The following is a 21,132-nucleotide window of genomic DNA, read 5'->3' as shown; positions in this document are numbered from 1 at the left end:
TCACGCTTAAAGGCGTATCCTCGCTAGGCATCGGCGAGAGCCAAGATGAAAGCGACGAATACAAAGTCATCCGCGCTAGCATTGAGCAGAAAGACGACTGGTTCGATCTTTATTTTTTCGTGAGAGATGAGAAAATTTACGCCGTTAGAGTGCTGGCGCTCATGCAAATCCCAAAGCAAATCGCGCGTAGCTACGACAGGGCAAGCGAGGTGGATAGGCGGATTATTGATATAGGGCAGATCAGACTGATGATAGCAAGGGATAGCGAGCTGGTCGCGTTTGGGAGGCAAAATTTGGATAAATTTGAAACCATTTTTCAGGCAAAAAGTGCAGGCGAGGGGGCGAAAGCGGAGCAAATTTTAAGCGAGCTGCATTTTACGAGTGCTGAATTTCAAAATGAAATTTTTATCCTGACGATCGGCGGCGTGGCTGATAATACTGTGGGTTTCATGCGTGCGGACGAGCCATCCAAACTGCCTAAAATGAGCCCGCACGAATACATAATGATCGAGCAGATCTCGCCGAAGTGGTATCTTTTTAAGACGACTTAATTTTATTTATTTTCTAAATTTTCGCTAGCATCTTTTAAATAATCATAAAGATAACTTTTGTAGCTTTTTACGAGCTCTTTATCTTTACAGTCATCGACATTGCCACAAATTTTCCTCATTGCATAATGTGCTTTAAAAAATTCATTCGGTCTTATTTGCATGAGTTCTAATAACACACTAGGCATTAAAGATAACTCGCCAAGCTCGTTGAAGTCACTCTTTATAGACTCTATGTCAGGACTACCTTTTACATAAAATCCAGTTATTACAAGTGGATCGTTAAAATTTAATCTTACATCATTTTCGCTAAGACCCATATTTCCTTGGTGATCGCCAAAATAAGCGAATATATAAGGTCTATCGGTACTTTGCATAAAGCTATCAAAATCCGTCGTTGCTTTACTAAGCTCAAGTTGCCTTTTGTAATAATCGGTTAATTTTAAAGCCTGAGGTTTTTTGTAAAATTTATCAAGATTAAACTCGATTTTATCAGCTCTATCGTATGGTGCGTGCTCGTTTATCGTAAGCATATATATAAAAAGCGGCTGTTTATCTTTATATTTTTCAAAGACTTTTTGTGCACATTTCCCCATTTGCAAAGACGTGATGTGTTTTAGTTTTTTTATCTTATTGCCAGCACCTTCGCATTGTAGTTCGCTTGGATGGACATATTCGTCTATACCGAAATTTTTATAAGCATTTTTTGAGTTATACGCACTTCCAGGATAAGGGTTTAAGGCAATAGTGTAATAGCCTTGCTCTTTTAGAATTTTAGGCAAAGAATATTTAATGTGCGGTGCGGCATATTGGAATATCAAAGACGAATTTTCATTAAACTCATCCGGGCTTAGCCCTGTGAGTACTTCAAATTCTGACTTCCATGTTCTGCCGCCAAAAGTATGCACTCTATTTAAAGTTTTAAATTTAAAATCCCCCTTAAACATATCCGGTTGCGCCAGCTCACCTTTGTAAAAAGACGCGTCTATGGTACTTTCTTGAAGCCATAAAACTAAATTTGGCTTTAAATTTGAACCATTGTAGTCAGAGATTAAATTTAGCTTATCTTGAAATAGTTGATAAGAGTTTGCAAATGATGGACTATTATATTTAAGGCTGGCGCTATCTCCTATCGTCATAGAAAGATTCATATATGTAGCCTTTAGTTCTGGAAATGTTTTAATCCAAGCGTTTTTTACGCTATCTGTATTTGCTAGTTTTGTATTTATCAAGACTAGAGCTATTGCTATAAATAGACCGGTCAGCCTAAATTTAAAATTTGATCTTTTGTGTCTTGAATATGCAAAAACTCCAAAGCCAATCATGATCAACATTGCAAAAACGGCTAGAAATATCTCTTTGAAATCAGTCAAAATGTCCCAATTTTCATAATTGAAATATACTAAAAAATCATTTGCAAATAGAGTTTTCCTGTAAAAATACAAACTAAGCCTATTTATCATAAATAAAATAAACATTACTATGGATGCAAAATTTAGACTTCTTAACCACTGTCCACTTATAAAAAACATTAAAAAAAAGAAAAAGGCGAATTGAATGAGCCCAAAAACTAACCCGAAGTATGTTTGTTTGTAGTTAAATATAAATATCATAGATACTATGAAAAATATTGCGGTAAATGCGTAAGAAACGTATCCTTTTTTCATAAATTACCCCCAAGAAGCCGTAAAAATTTTTGCTATAATAGCACAAATTTAAGGAAAATTAATGGACTACATCAAGCTTTTAAAAGATAACGGGCTACTTCGCGAGGTAAAAGAGGAGATCGACATCGACCTTGAAATCGCGCATGCCAGCTACATCGAGGTCAAGCGCGCGAATTCGCAGGCGCTGCTTTTTACAAATGCCATCAGCCGCGAAACGGGGCGAAAATTCCCGCCGGTGCTGACAAACATCTACGGCTCAAAGCGCGCATTAGAGCTCATCTTTGGCACTACGCCGGATGCTGTAGCGAGCGAAATTTCAGCTCTTTTAAAGCCTAAAAAGCCAAAAAATTTCACCGAAAAGCTAAATTTTCTAAACTATCTTTTCTCGATGCGTAAAATTTTCGTCCGCCGTCTAAAAGAGCGCGGCGAGTGCCAGCAGGTCTCGCACTTTGGCGAAAATGTCGATCTACGCGACCTTCCCGCGCTAAAAACGTGGGAAAAGGACGGCGGGGCGTTCATCACGATGGGGCAGGTCTATACGCAGAGCCTGGACGGTGAGCTTCAAAATCTCGGCATGTATCGCTTGCAAATTTACGGCAAAAACCGCCTTGGCATGCACTGGCAGATCCACAAGGACGGGGCGAATTTCTTCGGCGAATACAAGCGTGCCGGACGCAAGATGCCCGTATCAGTCGCGATCGGCGGCGATCCGCTCTATATCTGGTGCGCTCAAGCACCGCTGCCAAAGGGCGTATTTGAGCTGCTACTTTACGGCTTTGTGCGCAAAAGCCCCGCCCCCCTAGTGAAGTCGCTGACGAATGAAATTTACGTCCCGCACGACGCCGACTACGTGATAGAGGGCTTCGTGGATACCGAGCGGCTCGAGCTTGAAGGGCCTTTTGGCGATCATACGGGCTTTTACACGCCTATTGAGCCCTTTCCGGTGATGGAGGTGACTGCGATCACGCACAAGCAAAGCCCGATTTTCCACGCCACGGTCGTTGGCAAACCGCCGCTTGAAGACAAATACATGGGCTGGGCGACCGAGCGCATTTTCCTGCCGCTTTTGCAAACGACAGTGCCAGAGCTAATCGACTACAACATGCCTGAAAACGGCGTTTTTCACAACCTCATCCTTGCTAAAATTAGCGCGCTTTACCCCGCGCACGCAAAGCAGGCGATGCACGCATTTTGGGGCGTGGGGCAGATGAGCTTTGTCAAGCATGCCGTTTTTGTCGGCTCTGACGCGCCAAAGCTCACAGACTATGGGACGCTCGCAAAATTCGTGCTTGACCGCTTGGGGGCGAGATCGCTTTTAATAAGTGAAGGCGTGTGCGATCAGCTCGATCACGCTAGCCCAAATTCGTGCTTTGGTGGCAAGCTTGGCGTGGATGCGACACAGGATTTTAGCGTGGGCGAGATCGAAAGGCTGGATGACGCCGCGCTGCTGGCTAAATTTAAAAGCGTAAATGGCGGCGTGAGCGAGCTGGCGCAGTTTGCGCGCGCGAGCAAATGCCCTATTTGCGTGGTTAAATTTGATAAAAATGTCGTGGTGCGCGAGCTTTTTGAGAGCCTGCTTAAATTTAAAGCGCACTTTAAACTGCTCGTCGTCCTTGGGCTGGAAAATCGCCTCGAAAACCCGTATATGCTGCTTTGGCGCGTGGCAAATAACATCGACGCGCTGCGCGACATCTACATAAACGGCGAGCAAATCTGCATCGACGCCACGAGCAAGGACGCGCGCGACGGCTACACGCGCGAGTGGCCGCAGCAAACCGACTGCACCCGCGAAGTCGTGGAAAGCCTCGTTAGGCGCGGTATCGTAGCGGACGAGCCTAGCATTTTTGAAAAATTTGAGATTTTTGGATGAGCGAGCATGAAAGTAAATGCGAACAGCATTTTCGATGCGAGCGAAAAATGGCGGACGCGAATAGCGTTTGATGTGTGGGCGAAAAATGCGAACAGAAGTAAATGTGGTCAGCATTACAATGCGAGCGAAAAGTAAAAAATGAGTGGCACTTGCGATGTGTGCGAAAGATGGCAGATGCGAACAGTGTTTGCACGGAGCGAATAGCCGAACATATAGCATGATTTTTTCTGCTTCGTGTTGCTCGCAGCTTTTCAAGACGCTTCGTTGTGCTCGCAACTACAAGCAGACCGCACTCACAGCCTACGGTTTCTCTGAAAATCGGCGGCAATAAGCTCGCCAGCAAGGTTTTTGCAGGGATGCTATTCGCATTCTCTTGCTTTGAAAGTCGAAAATCAATACTTTGTCAGAACAGAACATTTTGATTTTTAGTGTCCGTAAGCCCTAAATTCTATCTCAAACCAGCCCGACTTTTAGCCTATGCTCGCTTAGGCTTTGAGGCGTATCGCCGTTTGCTAGCGCTATCAGCTCGCTTTGTCTAAGTATATAAAATCCGTCCAAATCTCTTCCGCAAAATTTCGATAGCTTTGCACTAAGAGTATCAAACATATAAAATTGCGCCTCGTTTAGGGCCAGTAAAAAGTCCGCCCCGCTATCAAACGCCTCGAATAAAATTTTACTTGCCAGCTTGTAAGCTAGCTCGTCATTTAGCCCCAACACATCAAACCCGCACGGTAGATTCGCGCTTTGTGGCTTTATAAATTTAGTTTTTAGCTTTTTTAGCTCGGGTGAGATCTCTCCTGTAAAGGCTATTTTAAACCCGTTAAAATCGTGCCTCATATCTAAAATTTTGCCCGTGTCGGGCTCTGATGCTAGAGCCTTTCTCTCACATTTTGGCTGCTTTAAATTTGAGCTTGCAAACTCTACCGCCGTATCGTAAATTTCGCTACCATGCACTATAAAATCGCTCAAATTTCGCGCTATCCAGACGCCCGTCTTTTTATCCGCGACAAGCTGTAAAATTTCATCTTTTTTTTGCGGGTATTTTTCGCATAGGATTTTGGCCAACATTATCGCGCTAGCTCCCACAAATCCGCTCTCGTAGTCCTTGATAAAATCGGCGTAAAAATATGGTGCGAGCTGCGCGTATGCCGCCTTGTCGCTTGCATCGCAAAATTTGGCGAACGGCTTAAATTTGTCCCAAAAGTCGCCATCGTCTATCGCCAGATCCTTGACGGCCCGCTTTGTGCTAAGCGGCTCGATCGTGAGCTTGTCGCCAAAACGTCTCAAGATATCATCAAAATCCCAATCTATCGGCACTACGACACCGTTTATTTTGATATGCGAACTCTTGCCGCACTCAAAAAACGGATCTTGCTTTTTGACCTCCTTTAGCAAAATTTCAGGCGTTTTAAAGCTCGGTTTATCAAAAAAATACGGTTTATAATATCTTAAAACGTCGTGTTTCGCGTCAAATCTAAAAATCCTGACTTCAAGCATGAGCGCTCCTTTTTTGGCTAATTTTAGCGGTTTTTGCTTTAAATTTAAAACCAAATTTAATATAATCGTCAAATGGATAAAGAAAATTTCACGATCGGATGCTTTGATAGCAAATTTATCGGCGATGACGGTGCGGCCATCGGTCGGCAGGTGTTTAGCAAGGATTTGTTTGCGCAAAATTCTCACTTTAAGCTGGGCTGGCTAAATTTAGAGCAGATCGGCTATAAGGCGATGATCGTAAATTTCTCCGACTGCGTCGTGATGAATGCAAGACCAAAATTTGCGCTGCTTGGGCTGTCTTTGCCGCGAAATTTCACGCGCGCGCAAATAACGGGACTCACGCGCGGTATAAAAAAGGCTTGCGATGAGTTTAGTGTGCAGGTCATCGGCGGCGATACGATCGGCTCTGACGCGCTAAATTTAAGCGTCACTATCGTGGGCGAGCTCGCGGGCAAGGCTGTGCGTCGAAGCGGTGCGAAAAAGGGTGACATCGTGGCTCACACGGGGTGGCTCGGAGGCAGTCTAAAAGGGCTTCGCGCGCTGCAAAATGGCGGGCAACTCGGGGCGAATTCGCGCTTTGTAAAGCCCGTGCTAAGAGAGAGATTTTTTTACGCAGCGGCAAAATTTATAAACGCCGCGATGGACGTCTCTGACGGGCTGGGGGCGGATCTAGCCAAGCTTTGTGCGGCTAGTGAGTGCGGAGTGAAATTTAGCCAAAAATTTAGCCAAATGCAGCTAAAAAGCGGCGAGGAGTATGAAATTTTATTTACTTTTAGTCCGCGTCACGCCGCTCGCGTCAAAAACGAAGCCAAAAAAGCCCGCGTCAGGCTAAATTTGATAGGAAAAATCACAAAAGGAAGATACAAAAATCATGCAAGAGGACACCATTTTTAAGCCGCTTTACACGCTCACGCACGCGCCGATAAACGCGCATTTTAGCAAAAATGCCGACGACTTCGTCGTGCGCGAGCTACCACTTTACAGTTTTAGTGGGCAGGGCGAGCACCTAATCATCGAGATTGCCAAAAAGGACATGACAACGCAGGAGGCGCTACGCGCGCTTAGCGACGCTACTGGCGTGAAGCTACGCGAATTTGGCTACGCGGGGCTAAAAGACAAGCAGGGCATGACGACGCAGTTTGTCTCGATACCGCGTAAATTTGAGGCGAATTTGGCAAATTTCAGCCACGAAAAGATAAAAATTCTAAGCACCGTCGCGCATGAAAATAAGCTTCGCGTCGGGCATCTGCGCGCAAATAACTTTTTCATCCGCTTAAAAAAGGTCATGCCAAGCGAGGCGGTAAAGCTGGAGGAGGCGATCAAAACGCTTGATGCGTCGGGCTTTGCGAACTATTTTGGCTATCAGAGATTTGGTAAATTTGGTGATAACGCCGCGAGCGGGCAAGAGCTGCTAAAATCGGGCACGCTAAATGGCAAGCGGCTGAAAAATCCAAAAATGAGCGAGTTTTTGATCTCGGCGTATCAAAGCGAGCTTTTTAACCGCTGGCTTAGCAAACGTATTGAAATTTCACGCTTTGCGCAGGATTTTAGTCTCGCTGAGTTAGCTGAAATTTATAAATTTATCCCGCGCGAGGAGCTAAAAAGCTTAAAGGCGCAAAGGCAGTTTTTTAAGCTGATCGCGGGCGAAGTTTTAGGGCATTATCCGCATGGCAAGTGCTTTTTGTGCGAGGATTTGGACGCGGAGCTGGCGAGATTTGCCCGCCGTGACATCACGAGCTGCGGGCTCATCGTGGGAGCAAAGGCCTACGAAGCGACCCGCACGGCGCGCGTGATCGAGGATGAGATTTTTAGTCAGGCGCGCGAATTTAACGCCAAAATGAGTGGCTCGCGGCGTTTTGCGTGGAGCTATCTTGAAAACGTGGAGTATAAATATATCCCTGAAAAGGCGCATTTTACGATGAGCTTTACACTGCAAAAGGGGTCGTATGCGACGGTGGTGTTAGAAGAGATTTTACATAAAAATATCTTTGAGTGATTCCCCGTAAATGACTGATTTTAAATTTTAATTCCCAAGCTCGGAGGATTTTGTTTGAAATTTTACTCTGCTTTCAATCACGGACGACCAGTCCGCTTATTCGCAGAGTAAAATTTCAAACAAACCAATTGCAATCTGTCTTGAATATTTTTAAAATCCTCCAAATTTTCGCTATAATTGCCTCGGCACGGCAAGTGATCGCTTGAAAAAGAGGAAAGTCCGAGCTGCGATAAGACAAAGTTCCATCTAACGGATGGCTAGGGCAACCTAAGGGAAAGTGTAACAGAAAGCAAACTGCCGCTAAACGCGGTAAAGGTGAAACGGCGGGGCAAGAGCCCACCAGCGCGCTTGGCAACTCGCGCGGCTTTATAAACCCAACTTGCAGCAAGAGGGGACGGTTTTAGTCTTATATTTAAACCCTTCGCTAGAGCTAAATTGTAAAATTTAGAGTAGATAAATGATCACTCACGACAGAACTCGGCTTATCGCCGTGCCTTAATTTTTTATGTATTTTTGAGCTTTTTGTAGCTTTGAAAGCTCTGCTTGGATGTGAGAGGATTTGCTTTCAAAAAACGATCTGGCTTGAGCTATCAGGGCTTGCGCCTCTTGCATATCCTCTAAATTTTTAAAGTCGCTCTCGTTAAATTTATCCGAAAGGGCTGTGATGGCGTCAAGGTCTTCGTTTAGCAAGGCTAGCTTCAGATCTTTGATCCACTCATTCATCTGCGGTCACCTCTCTCCAGGCCTCGGAGAGCTGTTTTACCACGTTTGTCACTTCATTTAGTGCGTTCATGTCGTTGTTTATGTTTGCCATGGCTAGAAGCTGCATCTGCCTCGCGTAGAGTCCGCTTAGGTAGTGAGCTACATCTCCTTGGCTGTAATCAAGCGAATTTAAAAGCTCTACGAATATCGCATTGGCGCGATTTATATAATAAACTTTTTTCTCTATATCGCCGACCTCTATGGCCTTTTTCGTGCGAAATATAAATTTTAAAATTCCGTCGTAAAGCATTTCGATGAGCTTAGTCGGGGACTCGATGCCCCCGAAGCTTGACTGAGCGTATGCATTATATGCTGCTGATTTCATCTATCTCTTTCTTATTTTTTGCTATTCATTTCTTGCTCGATCATCTGCTTTAGCGTAGAAAATTGATTTTCTAAATTTGCGATAATGGAGTTATATTTGATAAATCTATCTTTCATCGTGTTATATTTTTCATCTAGCAGCTTTTGAGTGTTTTCTTTGTCTGTTGTCAAAGACTCGCCTTCTTCTTTGAGCTGTTTAGCTAAAACGGTCAATGTGCCGTCTTTTCTATTGTCTATACCGACGATATCTTCTAGCTTTGAGCTCAAATTTGTAAAAAGTCCGGCCGTCTTAGTCGTCACTGCATTTACGGTAGCCGTGCTCATACCAAGCTGATTTAGAGCCGAGGCATCGCCTTTGATCTCGATATTTTGACCGTCACTTCGCTTTAGCACTATCCTCTCGCCGCTACTATCGAGGCTAGCGCTTACTCCCTCTATACCGGCGCTATTTATGGCTTGTTGAAGCGCTAGAGCGTTTTGTGCGGCAGTCGATCCTACTGCGGTTTGAAATTTCACGGCTTTGCCGTTTATAGAGAGATCACCCGTTTTAATGTCTAGCTGCCCGCCGGCGACTTTATTTACGCCCATGTAGCTTATCGGCTCGATCTTGCTTGAGCCCATGAAAAACTTTTGCACCTCTTCGAGATTTGAGCTTAGAGCTTTGCTTAGTGTATTCTTATCATCAAGCATCAATTTACCGTCTTTGTCGGTAATTATGCCGAATTTACTTAAAGCTTTGCCTTCGTCGTTTTGTCCGGTGACTAGGCGACTGACGGTTGAGCGGATACTCGTTATCTCGCTTCTTCCCTGAAAAGAGCCCGAGCCCTTTTCCTCATCGTAGTTTGTCGCTATACCTAAATTTGTTACCATCAGGTTGTAGTCTTTGATAAATTCTTCCACAGCCTTTGCAACGTCGGTAGTGTCTTGACCGATGCTAAAAGATGACTTTCCGGCCTCTTTTAGGGTGATAGTGACGCCTGGGCGCAGATCGTCGATCGTATTTTTGGTGCGCGTTACATTTACGCCGTTGTAGTTAAAGATCGCATCTTGCGCCGACATAAGCTTGTTTTTTTCTAAATTCGACGTAAATTTTTGCGTACCGTCGCTGTTGTATACCGGGTTGCCGCTATCGTCGGTCACCGGTATTTGGTTGCTGTCCCAGCCCAGCTTTTCTAAAACTCCGGCCGTGTCGTTTGAAAATTTTATCGTTTGAGTAGCTCCCGTGTCGGCTGATTGAAGCATTATTTGATAAGGGTTGCTTCCGCCTACGTTTAGGATACGAGCTTGTAAATTCCCGCCGCTGACTTCGTTTATCTTATCCACAATATCTTGATATGTCGTTGATTTAGTGACTCCGATAGAGTATTTATTTCCGTTTATTTCAACGTCGAAAGAGCCGTTTTGTGTGAGGCCGAGCAAGCTTGTAGAGCTATAAAATTTCGAGCTTTGATAAGTATCTCTTTGAGCTACTTGCTTGACATCAAGATCAAAGCTTTGTATGCTGACACCGCTTGCAGCCGTTATGCTAGCGGCCGTTCCAGTGGAGCTTACTTGCCTTTTTAGATACAAAGTCTCGCTTGCTAGCGACTTTGCACTGACATTGACGTTGCTGACGAGAGTTTTTAACGCAGCCAAGTCTTTTTGTCTTATCTCGTTTTTTTCTATGCGGCTTGTTATAGGCTTTATTTGAGCCTCTTCGTCGGCCTTTTTTAGCTTATTTACGAGCTCGTCGTTTAGTGCGCTGTTGTTTGTACCAAATCCTAAATTTGTTATGCTTCCGACTGCCATCTTAACTCTCCTTGTCAAAGAGTATGCCGATACTCTCTTTGAAATATTCGCTTATTTTTATCGCTTGTTTGCTTGGTAGCTGTGTCACTAAGTCGCCTGTTTTTGCGTCTTTTACCTGAACGACCATCAAATTTAGCGTATCGTTGTAGGCAAATCTCACGTTCGTATCGAGCTGCTCCATTTGGAAATTCAGCTTATCGGTCACTTCTTTAGTCCTTTTGGCGAGCTCTTCATTGCTGAGTCCGTCAAGCTCCTTGTCAAGTGCATCTTCAAGTTTTGATTTTTTATTGGCAGTGACGTTTTCTTCGATGTCCGTGTGCTCGATCTGTCTAGTTTCTATTTGATTTTGCTGCGACGGATTTATGTTCGCGTTCATCGCTTGATTCGCAGCCGCCTTGAAAATTTCCATAGTTTTACTCCTTAAAACTTCTATTTGCCTCTACATCGGATTTTTTTAAAATTCCTTTAGCTATTTAATGCAAATTTCTATAAATTTTAGTTAGAATGATACCAAATTTTGAAGGAAAGATATGAAAATTTCATTTGAATGCGAGTGTATTTTGCTGCAAAAAACATTGCTTTTGTTTTGTAAAAATGAAGCCGCTCATCACAAGGACTGTGACTTTGTCGTTTCCGATAGGCATATAAATACGCAAAAGCCGCTGTTTCTCATCAGCGATGATTCGCCATATCTTAGCGTGCCGTTTAGTAGGCAAACGCTTTTAAACACGTTTGAAGAATTTTACTCGGCCATTCAGATAAAGCAGCCAAATTTTGACGACGCTAAAAGCGAAGTAAGCCTGGAAGAGCGTATCGGCGAGCTTGTGGATAGCTTTAAAAAAGAGCTTATCGAGCTGATAAGGTCACGAGCTTGAGCAAAATTTTCACCGCTATTTCAAGCGGGAAATTTAAAGGTAAAAAGCTGGAGCTTCCAAGCCTTAGCACCACTAGAAGCACGAAAAATATCGTGAAGGGCTCGTTTTTTGATACGCTTAGAGATGAGCTCGCGGGCAAAATTTTCATCGAAGGCTTTGGTGGGAGTGCGGTGATGGCGTGTGAAGCGCTAAGTAACGGCGCAGATAGCGCGATAGCCATCGAAAAAGATAGGGTTGCCTTTAAGCTCACGGCAAAAAATATGGCGAGCGTAGATGAGCTAAATTTACGAGCCATAAACGGCGATAGCTTTGAAATTTTAGCTGATATCGTAAATTCTCAAACAAAACCGGTCTTGCTCTACTTGGATCCGCCATTTGATACGAGAGATGGTTTTAATGGCGTCTATGACGCACTTAGTAAGCTTATAGCGGACCTTAAGAAAGATAAAATTTTCATGATAGTGTTCGAGCATGCCAGCAGCTTTAAATTTAGTGACAAGATCGCAAATTTCACCCTTTTAAAATCAAAAAAATTCGGTGCTACCACGCTTTCTTATTTTATTTATAACGATAAGCTCGCTGATAAATTTTAGTTATGCTTGAGTGTTTAAAATTTAAATTTACTTTGGAACGTTTTTTGCTTTAAAAGCCATAAATAGCTAAATTTTAGGAAAAATGATGAATAAAATTTTATCTTTGGTTGTGGCTTCCTTGCTTTCAAGCGGTGCATTTGCCGCGCAAATAAAAGATATAGCTAGCGTCGTTGGCGTGCGTGACAATCAGCTCATCGGCTATGGTCTGGTCGTCGGACTAAACGGCACGGGAGACGGCTCTACATCTAAATTTACGATCCAGTCGATCTCAAATATGCTTCAAAGCGTGAACGTAAAGATAAATCCCGACGATATCAAATCAAAAAATACCGCAGCCGTCATGGTAACGGCGAAGCTGCCTGCATTTGCGAGACATGGCGACAAGATCGATGTCGTGATCTCATCTATCGGCGATGCTAAGAGCTTGCAGGGTGGCACACTTTTGATGACGCCGCTTAAGGGCGTGGACGGCGATATATACGCCCTCGCGCAAGGATCGCTCAGTATAGGCGGCAAGAGTGCCGGTAGAGCGGGCTCGGGGGGCAATCACGTGACCGCAGGCTCGATCCCGGGAGGCGCTTTAGTCGAGCGTGAGGTGATTTACGATATTTACAATCAAAACACTATAAATTTAAGCCTCAAAAATACGAATTTTAAAACCGCTATGGATGTTCAAAACGCCATCAACGCAAACATAGGCGATGATGTGGCAAGGGCGATAGACCCCAGGACGATCGTCGTTAAAAAGCCCGACGAAGCGGACATCATAGAGCTGATGAGCGGGATATTGGAGCTGCAAGTTGATTATAAAGCCGATGATAAAGTCGTGATAGACGAGCGCACCGGCACTATCGTAAGCGGCATCGATACGGTCGTAGACCCGGTCGTTTTGACTCACGGAAATATAACTCTTAAAATAGAACCTGACAGCTACCGCGAGCCAAACGATACCGACGTCGATATAGGCGGCGATACGGCTATCGCTCCAAATACGAACCTGCTTAAAATTTCGGGCGAGAAAACGACGGTGGCAAACGTAGCTAGAGCCTTGAACAAGCTTGGAGCGACGCCTACGGATATCATTTCCATACTTGAAAATTTAAAGCGTGTAGGCGCGATACATGTCGATCTGGAGATAATCTGATGCAAATAGATAATCAAATGGCGCTAAACTCATATAACGCCTTAGGCACGGACGTCATAACCAAAAAGCAAAATTTTAACAAGACGCAGCAAGATAAGCTTTTAAAAGAGCAGACCGATGCGTTTGAGGCGTTTATGATAAAGGCGGTTTTGGACATCGCGCTTAAAGAGGATGATAAAAATTCGCTCTTTCCAAAGGCTGCCGGCGAGGATATTTACCGCTCGATGTATAACGATACGATGAGCCGAGCGCTGAGTGGCGGGCTAGGATTTTCTCAGCTTTTATACGATTTTTTAAAGCGAGACTCTTAAGAAATTTCATTTTATGCCGATGTAATGGCATAGATATTTTATTTTAAGAGGTGTAAAATGATAAATTCACTAGGTTCAAGACCAAGTTTCGGGGCAAATACGCTGACAAAAAGCGCAGATGTCAAGAAAGAACAAGCTGTCCAAAACACGCAATCAAAGCAAAGCGACAAAGTAAGTCAGATCGCAGCTGCGATAGCTGATGGAAGCTACAAGGTCGATATCTCAAAAACCGCAAAGGCTATTGCAGATACGATCGCGTAAATTTAAGGAAGATAGATGCTAAAGAAGTATTTGGACGATGCGATAAAAGAGCTTGACGATCTGATAAATTTGACGATTCAAGACATCGCAAACATAAAAGAGGCTAAACATTCGACCGTCGATGAGAGCGTGAGAAAGAAAAATGCGCTCGTTCGCGAATTTGAAGCGACAAAAAAGGCTCTAGACAACGAGCTAGTGCGTGTTTCTAAAGAAAACGGCACGGCTACGCTTGCCGGAGTGCTCGACGAGGAGATAAAAGAGAGATTGGTCTTGATGCGTTCAAAGCTTGAAGAGCTGCATGAAAAAAACAAAGAGTATGCAAAGCATGTCGTCGTGGTGAAGGAATTTTTCGACTCTCTTAGCAAAAGAGTGTTTGGAACGCATGATAGCGAATACGGACAAGACGGCAATTCAAAAAATATTTATAAAACGAGGGTTTAAGTATGGCGAACATTTTTATGTCTTTAAATACGGGCGTTTCCGGGCTAAATGCCGCACAAACGCAAATCAGCACGACCGGTAACAACATAGCAAACGCCGATAGTGCTTATTACACAAGACAACGAGTCGTTCAGTCCGCTTCGCCAGCTATGAACACGGTCCCGGGAGGCGTAGGCACCGGTACGCAAGTAGATACCGTAAAGCGCATACATGATGAATTTACGTATTCAAGACTCAAAACCGCCTCGTCAAATTTAGAAAACACAGCATACAAACAAAGAATTTTGCAAGAGGTCACGAAATATTTTCCCGATCTTAACGACAAAGGCATGATAAAAGATATCCAAGAGTATTTTGGCGCTTGGAACGACTTCGCCTCAAACCCGGACGAAGGCTCTCAAAAGGTAAATTTGCTGAATAAAGCGAGCGTTTTGACATCAAATTTAAGCCAGTCCGCAAAGACGCTTTATGCGCTACAAACCAAAGTAGACGAAACCATAAAGATAAATATAAAAGAGATAAATTCCTTAGCAAAGCAGATCGCTAATCTAAACGCTCAGATCCAGCGCGTGGAGGCCGGTGCTGACGCGGGCATAAAGATAAACGCAAACGACCTTCGCGATAAACGTGACGAGCTCGAGCTTGCGATGTCGAAGCTAGTAAACGTCTCAAGCTTTAAAAGCGATCTAAAGAGCGACGCGACCGTGGATACGGGCATAACTGATCAGGGCAAATTTTACACTCTAAACATAGGTGGCGTAAATATAGTAGACGGTCCAAACTATCACGAATTATCAATGAGCTCTACCGATACGGGAGAATTTACTAAAATTTATTACGAGCGAGAAGACGGCAAACGCATACCGATGGAAGATAAGATAACAAACGGCAAGATCGGTGCGTCGCTGGACCTTCGCGGTAGAAACTACGACGTCAAAGAGCAAAAATTTACCGATGGGGCTATACAAAAATATATCGACAATCTCGATACCTTTAGCAAAACGCTGATAAATAGCACTAATAACATCTATGCCGAGTCTGCCGTCGAGAGGTCGAATTCCGATGAGATAAGCTACCTTGAAGACGATAAAACGCTTATGAATTTTAGCAACAGCATAAGAGAAGGCAGCTTTGAAGCCGTAGTATACGACAACAAAGGCAATGTCGTCGCCAGAAAAACGATAAACATAAACGGCACTACCACGATGAACGACACTACTTACGGAAATTCTATCGTGAGCGACTTTAATTCGGACTCAGATGACAACAACGATAACAATATGCTAAACGATGTAAATGACTATTTTCAGGCATCATACGACTACGACAAGACGACGAACAAGGGCACCTTTTCTTTGATACCAAAACAAGCTCAAGGGCTATACAGCATCTCTCTTGTCGATAAGGGCACGAATTTCCCTGGCGTAGTTGGAGTGAATAGATTTTTCAAAGGCACGGACGCTAAAAGCATCGGCGTAAATAACGACTTTGCGCAAGATCACACCAAGATAAGGGCATACTCAAAACCGGTAGTGGGCAATAATGAAGTAGCTAACAAAATGGTGCAGCTACAATACACCAAACAAACATTTTACTCAAATGGCACCGCACTTGATAGAGACGAGACGATAGAGGGGTATTATCGCTACTTCACGACCGATATCGCAAGCGATACGGAGGCAAACAACACCACTCACGATACAAATACCGCGCTGCAAAAGACTGCGGAAGAGGAATTTCAATCTATCAGCGGCGTAGATACGAACGAGGAGCTCACTAACCTCATACGCTTTCAAGCCAGCTACGGCGCCGCAGCAAAGATCATAACGACCGTGGATCAGATGCTGGATACGCTTTTGACACTTAAACAATAATGGATCTAAAAGCCCTACTTGAGGCCCATGTTTTGGTAAAAAATACCGACATCGGGCTTTTTACGGCTGCTGATCCACTGCAAGTAGCTACTAAATTTAAAGAGCCAAACATCGCTTTGATATGCGCATTGTTCGCTTACGGCAATGCAAAGCTCATCGTTAAATTTCTAAATTCGCTGGAATTTTCCTTGCTTGAGGAGAGCGAGAAAACGATAGCTTTAAATTTGCAAAATTTCAAATACCGCTTTCAAAGCTGCGAAGACGTGAGGCAGATCTTCATCACTCTTTCGCGCCTCAAAAAAGACGGCGACATCGAGGCTTTGGTGAAAAAAGGCTTCGAGAGGAACGACCTTATGCAAGAGGGCGTAAACGAGCTCATAAAATTTATCTATTCGCTCAACCCATACCGCTCGGACGGATACGAATTTTTCTTTGGCAGAGCGTATGAGGATAGGCCAAATTCACCTTATAAGCGCTACAATATGTTCCTACGATGGATGGTCAGAGATACCGACATCGACCTTGGACTTTTTAAAAATTTACCAAAGAGCGAGCTGCTTATGCCGCTTGACGTGCACACGCATAGAGTATCGCTAAATTTAGGACTCATAAAGCGAAAAAGCTATGACTTTGCGGCTGTTAGCGAGCTAACGCAAAAGCTACGCGAATTTGACGCTAACGATCCCATAAAATACGACTTTGCACTTTATCGCATAGGCCAAAGCGGCGAGCTGGAAAACATCATACGAAATTTTAAACGGTAGGTTTACAATCTTTTGATATAGTTACAAACAAGTAACTTTTTAAAAGGAGAAAGTATGAAAAAGATAGTTTTACTTAGTGCCGTGCTTTGCGGCTTGTTGTTTGCTCACGAGGGGCATCATTTCGATCCAAAAGACGGAAAACATCTAGTCATAGAGATGAACGAGCTTGGCGAAAAAGGCGATAAGAAAGTTGGTGAAGTCGTAGCGGTCGAGACAAACTACGGTGTAGCGTTTTTTCCGGATATTAAGGGCATTAAAAGTGGAATTCACGGATTTCACGTTCATCAAAACCCGGACTGCGGCGCGACTGGAAAAGGACTGGGCATGAAAGCCGGTGGGCACTGGGATCCGATGGATACAAAAATGCACTCTTTTGCATGGGACGACAAGGGGCATAAAGGCGACTTGCCTGCGCTTTACGTCGATAGCGAAGGAAACGCCGTTTATCCGGTCTTGGCTCCAAAGATCAAAAGCCTTGACGAGCTAAAAGGTCACTCTTTGATGGTGCACGTCGGCGGAGATAACCACAGCGACAATCCTAAAGCTCTTGGCGGTGGCGGAGCCAGGATGGTCTGCGGGATCATCAAATAAATTTTAGCCCGCTTAGGCGATGAGCGCTTTTGCGGGCGCTTAAATTTCATATCTGATTTAATTACTTCGTAAATTTTGCTTATCTTTGTAAATTTCTTTTATTTATCGGTCATAGCGCGAGTTAAATTTGGCTCTGTTATAATAAATAATTGACACTTGCTTCGCTTCTGCTTTGCAGTTGTGAACGAAGTGAAGCAAAAACCCTGTTCGCTCCAGGAGCGACCTAGCACAGACGCGAACAGCGTTTCAAGGAAATCTTTTTGCTTCGCAAAAAACTACTCAGCCCCTGCGGGCTTCCCTAATTTTTCGTTTCGTTGCACTCACGACTGCTAGCAGAAGTGCGGGAGCGAGTAGCCGTTCTCGAGCTTGCGAGAGTAGCGAGCGAAGCGAAACTAAGCCTTAGCACGATTTTTTCTGCTTCGCGTTGCTCGCAGCTTTTCAAGACGCTTCGTTGCACTCGCAACTGCGAGCAGACCGCGGTTAGCTACCGCTTCCCTGTCCTCGTAGCGAAGTTTTGCTTCGACTTCGTCTCGCAACTGCAAGCAGAACGTTACGAGTGCGTAGCACAAAGTAAAAATTGGCGGCGATAGCGTCGCTTCACAAGGTTTTTACAGGGATGCTGTTCGCATTCTCCTGCTTTGAAAGCTGAAAATAAATGAAATATTGTAATAGAGCCTAAAATTTATAAATTTTTTTGTAAAATCGTGCCTTAATTCAAAAAAAGAGCTTGAAATGGAATTTGACCTTCTTTCGTATCTCGTATTTTTTGTGGCTGCATTTTTAGGCGGCTTTATCGACTCTATCGCAGGCGGCGGAGGACTTATTACACTACCTGCCATTATGGCTATGGGTGTTCCGCCACATCTAGCGCTTGGTACGAACAAGCTTCAAGGCTCGTTTGGCAGCTTCACCGCGACTTTAAATTTTGCCAAAAAGGGGATGATAAATTTTAAAGAAGCCGGTCTTGGTATCGTTTTTACCTTTATCGGAGCCTGCGTCGGTGCGGTGCTTATTTTGTTTTTAAATCCCGATTTTCTAAGGCTTGTCATACCGTTTTTACTTATAGCTATTTTCGTATATACGATATTTATGCCAAAAGTTGGCGAGAGTGACCGCAGGGCTAGGATGGATAAAAGAATTTTCTACGTCGTTTTTGGTATGATTTTAGGCTTTTATGACGGATTTTTCGGGCCGGGAGCCGGGTCGTTTTGGACCTTTGCGATGATAGCGCTCATAGGAGTGAATATGAAAAAAGCGGTCGCTCACACGAAGCTTTTAAATTTCACGAGCAATGTAGTCTCGCTTGGCATTTTCATAATCGGTGGGCAAGTGCTTTGGCTAGTCGGTATCTTGATGGGCGCAGGCCAGATACTTGGCGCATATATCGGCTCAAATTTAGTCATCAAAAAAGAGGTGAAATTTATCCGAGCCATGTTTTTAGTGGTAGTCGCAGCGACGATTTTAAAGCTTGTTTACGATTATTTTGCCAAATGATTTTGAAATTTCGATCAATGGGCGTAAAATTTAGCGACCTTAAAAAAGGATTAATTAAAATTTCGCTATCATCACGTCAAAATTTATAAATTTAAGGTTAATGCATGAAAGATTTGTTTCTTTTTTCTGATCTGATCTACCACAACCATCTATTCGTTTATGCTTTTCACTTCTGCCTTGTCGCCATCATCGTCGTTTTAGTAGCAAAGCTCGCTACTTCTAAGATGCAGCTGGTGCCAAGAGGGCTTCAAAATATCGTCGAGGCTTATCTCGAGGGCGTCATATCTATGGGTCGCGATACACTTGGTAGCGAGGCTTTAGCAAGAAAATATCTACCTCTTGTAGCGACGATCGGCTTTGTCGTGTTTTTTTCGAACGCCATCGGCATAATACCTGGCTTCGAGTCCCCGACTTCTAGCTTAAATTTGACCCTTACGCTCGCTCTCATCGTGTTTTTTTATTATCATTTCGAGGGCATTAAAAAGAACGGATTTTTCAAATACTTCGGACATTTCATGGGCCCTAGCAAGGCGCTGGCTCCGCTGATGTTTCCAGTAGAGATCATCTCTCACCTTTCGCGCATTGTTTCGCTATCTTTCCGACTTTTTGGAAACATCAAAGGCGACGATTTGTTCTTACTAGTCATGTTGACTCTTGCGCCTTGGTTTGCGCCGCTACCTGCGTATGCGCTACTGACTCTTATGGCCGTTTTGCAAACGTTTATCTTTATGATGCTGACTTACGTTTATCTAGCCGGTGCCGTAGCCATCGAAGAACACTGAAATTTAAAGCCACGATTTCGTGGCTTTTAGATAACTTAAAACAAATACCTGATAAAATACACCTTTAAATTCGCATTTTAAGCATTAAAGGTTATCTATGTTCGAAGTCGTTATAGGACTTGAGGTTCATACCCAATTAAACACAAAAACGAAAATTTTCTGCTCTTGCTCTACCAGCTTTGGCGACGAGGCCAATACTCACGTTTGTCCGACTTGCTTGGCATTGCCGGGAGCTTTGCCCGTGCTAAATAAAGAAGCCGTAAAAAAGGCGATCAGCTTTGGCACGGCCATAAACGCTAAAATAAATAAAAAATCCGTTTTCAATAGAAAAAATTATTTTTATCCCGATTTGCCAAAGGCATATCAAATTTCGCAGTTTGAGATACCTATCGTCGAGGGCGGCGAGCTCATCATAGACGTAAACGGCGAGAAAAAACGCATCGGCATAACGCGCGCTCATCTCGAGGAGGACGCCGGTAAAAACATCCACGAAAGTGATCATAGTCTAGTCGATCTAAACCGCGCTGGCACACCGCTACTTGAGATCGTGAGCGAACCTGATCTAAGAAGCTCCGATGAAGCGGTCGCGTATCTGAAAAAGCTGCACTCTATTTTGCGCTTTTTAAACATCAGCGACGCAAATATGCAAGAGGGTAGCTTTCGCTGCGACGCAAACGTCTCGATCCGTCCAAAGGGCGACAGCAAGCTCTACACGCGCGTCGAGATCAAGAATTTAAACTCGTTTAAATTTATCCAAAAGGCGATCGACTACGAGGTAGAGCGCCAAAGTGCGGCGTGGGAAGATGGCAAATACGACGAGGAAGTCTATCAAGAGACGCGCCTTTTTGATACGACAAATTTGGTCACTCGCTCGATGAGAGGTAAAGAGGATAGCGCCGAGTATAGATATTTCCCGGATCCCGATCTACTACCGGTTTTGGTCGATAAAGCGATGTATGACGAGGTGATAAAGATCCCTGAGCTGGCCGATGAGAAAGTGGTGCGCTATCAAAAGGAATTTGGCGTCAAAGAGGATGACGCGCTAAATTTAGTAAGCACTATCGAGATGTCGCGATATTTCGAGGATCTGGTAAATTCCAAAATTTCACCAAAGCTTTGCGTGACATGGCTGCTTGTGGAGCTAAACGGACGCCTTAAAAATGGCGTCACCATCGAGACCAGCCCGATAAATAGTGCCAAGATGATCGAGTTTTTAAAGCGCATAGAAGACGGCACGATAAGCGGCAAAGCCGGCAAAGAGGTGCTTGACTATCTCATGGAGCATCCCAGTGAAGACGTCGATGCCGTCATAGAAAAGCTGGGGCTAAAGCAAGTCAGTGACGACTCGGCGATAGTAGCGATAATCGATCAAATTTTAGCCGCAAACGCCGATAAGGTCGCAGAATACAAAGCCGGTAAGGACAAGATGTTTGGCTTTTTCGTCGGTCAGGTGATGAAAGAGGGCAAGGGCGCGTTCAACCCTGCTAAAGTAAACGAGCTTTTAAAATCAAGGCTGGCTTGAGATTGAGATCGAAATTTAGGGCACGAAA

General features: G+C 44.1%; 23 protein-coding genes and 1 other RNA gene. 18 read left to right on the top strand and 6 right to left on the bottom strand.

Annotation, left to right across the window (positions count from 1 at the left end):
* Window positions 1–119: 119 nt before the first annotated feature.
* Window positions 120–551 (top strand): hypothetical protein, encoded by a 432-nt coding sequence (locus HMPREF1139_RS11755; protein ID WP_009651493.1) that lies wholly within the window; start codon window positions 120–122, stop codon window positions 549–551.
* A 2-nt stretch (window positions 552–553) separates the two neighbouring features.
* Here the strand turns inward: HMPREF1139_RS11755 and HMPREF1139_RS09530 are convergent, their stop codons facing one another.
* The gene (locus HMPREF1139_RS09530) at window positions 554–2,215 is read right to left on the bottom strand and encodes a sulfatase-like hydrolase/transferase (protein ID WP_009651175.1); all 1,662 of its coding nucleotides are present in this window, start codon (window positions 2,213–2,215) and stop codon (window positions 554–556) included.
* A 61-nt stretch (window positions 2,216–2,276) separates the two neighbouring features.
* Here HMPREF1139_RS09530 and HMPREF1139_RS09525 point away from each other — a divergent pair, with 61 nt between their 5' ends.
* On the top strand, window positions 2,277–4,085 hold the full coding sequence (locus tag HMPREF1139_RS09525; RefSeq protein ID WP_009651375.1) for a menaquinone biosynthesis decarboxylase: 1,809 nt from the start codon (window positions 2,277–2,279) through the stop codon (window positions 4,083–4,085).
* A gap of 6 nt (window positions 4,086–4,091) precedes the next feature.
* Window positions 4,092–4,220 (top strand): hypothetical protein, encoded by a 129-nt coding sequence (locus HMPREF1139_RS11995; RefSeq protein ID WP_009651237.1) that lies wholly within the window; start codon window positions 4,092–4,094, stop codon window positions 4,218–4,220.
* Between the two features lie 318 nt (window positions 4,221–4,538).
* On the opposite strand, the gene HMPREF1139_RS09520 is transcribed toward HMPREF1139_RS11995, so the two are convergent.
* On the bottom strand, window positions 4,539–5,582 hold the full coding sequence (locus HMPREF1139_RS09520; RefSeq protein WP_034966527.1) for an HdrB C-terminal domain-containing protein: 1,044 nt from the start codon (window positions 5,580–5,582) through the stop codon (window positions 4,539–4,541).
* A 72-nt stretch (window positions 5,583–5,654) separates the two neighbouring features.
* Between HMPREF1139_RS09520 and HMPREF1139_RS09515 the strand changes: the two genes are divergently transcribed.
* The 3 genes from HMPREF1139_RS09515 (at window position 5,655) to rnpB (ending at window position 8,079) form a co-directional block, all read left to right on the top strand.
* Complete coding sequence (locus HMPREF1139_RS09515; protein WP_009651104.1) at window positions 5,655–6,476, top strand: thiamine-phosphate kinase; 822 nt, start codon at window positions 5,655–5,657, stop codon at window positions 6,474–6,476.
* Window positions 6,454–7,578 (top strand): tRNA pseudouridine(13) synthase TruD, encoded by a 1,125-nt coding sequence (truD, locus tag HMPREF1139_RS09510; protein WP_009651396.1) that lies wholly within the window; start codon window positions 6,454–6,456, stop codon window positions 7,576–7,578. Before HMPREF1139_RS09515 ends, truD begins: the two co-directional genes overlap by 23 nt.
* 182 nt (window positions 7,579–7,760) lie before the next feature.
* Window positions 7,761–8,079: RNase P RNA component class A (rnpB, locus tag HMPREF1139_RS11135), an RNA gene on the top strand.
* Here the strand turns inward: rnpB and HMPREF1139_RS09505 are convergent.
* From HMPREF1139_RS09505 to HMPREF1139_RS09490, 4 genes are read right to left on the bottom strand one after another with little or no spacing between them, the layout of a single operon-like run.
* A complete protein-coding gene (locus tag HMPREF1139_RS09505; RefSeq protein WP_009651159.1) occupies window positions 8,074–8,301 on the bottom strand; it encodes a hypothetical protein in 228 nt (75 codons plus the stop codon). The two genes, rnpB and HMPREF1139_RS09505, sit on opposite strands and share 6 nt — an antisense overlap.
* A complete protein-coding gene (gene fliS / locus HMPREF1139_RS09500) occupies window positions 8,294–8,665 on the bottom strand; it encodes a flagellar export chaperone FliS (protein WP_009651471.1) in 372 nt (123 codons plus the stop codon). Before fliS ends, HMPREF1139_RS09505 begins: the two co-directional genes overlap by 8 nt.
* Window positions 8,666–8,676: 11 nt before the next feature.
* Window positions 8,677–10,452: a flagellar filament capping protein FliD gene (gene fliD / locus HMPREF1139_RS09495; RefSeq protein ID WP_009651450.1), complete on the bottom strand. Its 1,776-nt coding sequence runs from the start codon at window positions 10,450–10,452 to the stop codon at window positions 8,677–8,679.
* Between the two features lies 1 nt (window position 10,453).
* Window positions 10,454–10,861 carry a FlaG family protein gene (locus HMPREF1139_RS09490; protein ID WP_009651343.1) on the bottom strand — a complete coding sequence of 136 codons (408 nt, stop codon included), beginning with the start codon at window positions 10,859–10,861 and terminating at the stop codon, window positions 10,454–10,456.
* A 121-nt stretch (window positions 10,862–10,982) separates the two neighbouring features.
* On the opposite strand from HMPREF1139_RS09490, the gene HMPREF1139_RS09485 reads away from it, so the two are divergent.
* The 12 genes from HMPREF1139_RS09485 to gatB all read left to right on the top strand — a co-directional run bounded on the left by HMPREF1139_RS09485 (window position 10,983) and on the right by gatB (window position 21,104).
* On the top strand, window positions 10,983–11,327 hold the full coding sequence (locus HMPREF1139_RS09485; RefSeq protein WP_009651224.1) for a hypothetical protein: 345 nt from the start codon (window positions 10,983–10,985) through the stop codon (window positions 11,325–11,327).
* Window positions 11,324–11,920, top strand: a complete 597-nt coding sequence (gene rsmD, locus HMPREF1139_RS09480) for a 16S rRNA (guanine(966)-N(2))-methyltransferase RsmD (RefSeq protein ID WP_009651314.1) — start codon at window positions 11,324–11,326, stop codon at window positions 11,918–11,920. The genes HMPREF1139_RS09485 and rsmD overlap by 4 nt, the downstream gene beginning before the upstream one ends.
* Window positions 11,921–12,005: 85 nt before the next feature.
* Window positions 12,006–13,064: a flagellar basal body P-ring protein FlgI gene (locus HMPREF1139_RS09475; protein WP_009651185.1), complete on the top strand. Its 1,059-nt coding sequence runs from the start codon at window positions 12,006–12,008 to the stop codon at window positions 13,062–13,064.
* Window positions 13,064–13,375: a rod-binding protein gene (locus HMPREF1139_RS09470; RefSeq protein WP_009651377.1), complete on the top strand. Its 312-nt coding sequence runs from the start codon at window positions 13,064–13,066 to the stop codon at window positions 13,373–13,375. Before HMPREF1139_RS09475 ends, HMPREF1139_RS09470 begins: the two co-directional genes overlap by 1 nt.
* 57 nt (window positions 13,376–13,432) lie before the next feature.
* Window positions 13,433–13,636, top strand: coding sequence for a flagellar biosynthesis anti-sigma factor FlgM (locus HMPREF1139_RS09465; protein WP_009651324.1), 204 nt, complete (start codon window positions 13,433–13,435; stop codon window positions 13,634–13,636).
* Window positions 13,637–13,651: 15 nt separating this feature from the next.
* The gene (gene flgN, locus HMPREF1139_RS09460) at window positions 13,652–14,077 is read left to right on the top strand and encodes a flagellar export chaperone FlgN (protein WP_009651437.1); all 426 of its coding nucleotides are present in this window, start codon (window positions 13,652–13,654) and stop codon (window positions 14,075–14,077) included.
* A 2-nt stretch (window positions 14,078–14,079) separates the two neighbouring features.
* Complete coding sequence (flgK, locus tag HMPREF1139_RS09455; RefSeq protein WP_009651138.1) at window positions 14,080–15,951, top strand: flagellar hook-associated protein FlgK; 1,872 nt, start codon at window positions 14,080–14,082, stop codon at window positions 15,949–15,951.
* Window positions 15,951–16,715 carry a TIGR02757 family protein gene (locus HMPREF1139_RS09450; RefSeq protein WP_009651186.1) on the top strand — a complete coding sequence of 255 codons (765 nt, stop codon included), beginning with the start codon at window positions 15,951–15,953 and terminating at the stop codon, window positions 16,713–16,715. The genes flgK and HMPREF1139_RS09450 overlap by 1 nt, the downstream gene beginning before the upstream one ends.
* Before the next feature lie 54 nt (window positions 16,716–16,769).
* Window positions 16,770–17,306: a superoxide dismutase family protein gene (locus HMPREF1139_RS09445; RefSeq protein ID WP_009651317.1), complete on the top strand. Its 537-nt coding sequence runs from the start codon at window positions 16,770–16,772 to the stop codon at window positions 17,304–17,306.
* A 732-nt stretch (window positions 17,307–18,038) separates the two neighbouring features.
* On the top strand, window positions 18,039–18,800 hold the full coding sequence (locus tag HMPREF1139_RS09440; RefSeq protein WP_009651262.1) for a TSUP family transporter: 762 nt from the start codon (window positions 18,039–18,041) through the stop codon (window positions 18,798–18,800).
* 104 nt (window positions 18,801–18,904) lie between these two features.
* The gene (locus tag HMPREF1139_RS09435; protein WP_009651173.1) at window positions 18,905–19,582 is read left to right on the top strand and encodes a F0F1 ATP synthase subunit A; all 678 of its coding nucleotides are present in this window, start codon (window positions 18,905–18,907) and stop codon (window positions 19,580–19,582) included.
* 97 nt (window positions 19,583–19,679) lie between these two features.
* A complete protein-coding gene (gatB, locus tag HMPREF1139_RS09430; RefSeq protein WP_009651478.1) occupies window positions 19,680–21,104 on the top strand; it encodes an Asp-tRNA(Asn)/Glu-tRNA(Gln) amidotransferase subunit GatB in 1,425 nt (474 codons plus the stop codon).
* Window positions 21,105–21,132 lie beyond the last annotated feature (28 nt).

This window comes from Campylobacter sp. FOBRC14 (assembly GCF_000287855.1).
In the GTDB taxonomy this organism is placed as follows: Bacteria; Campylobacterota; Campylobacteria; order Campylobacterales; family Campylobacteraceae; genus Campylobacter_A; species Campylobacter_A curvus.
This window is presented reverse-complemented; position numbering and strand designations above follow the sequence as displayed.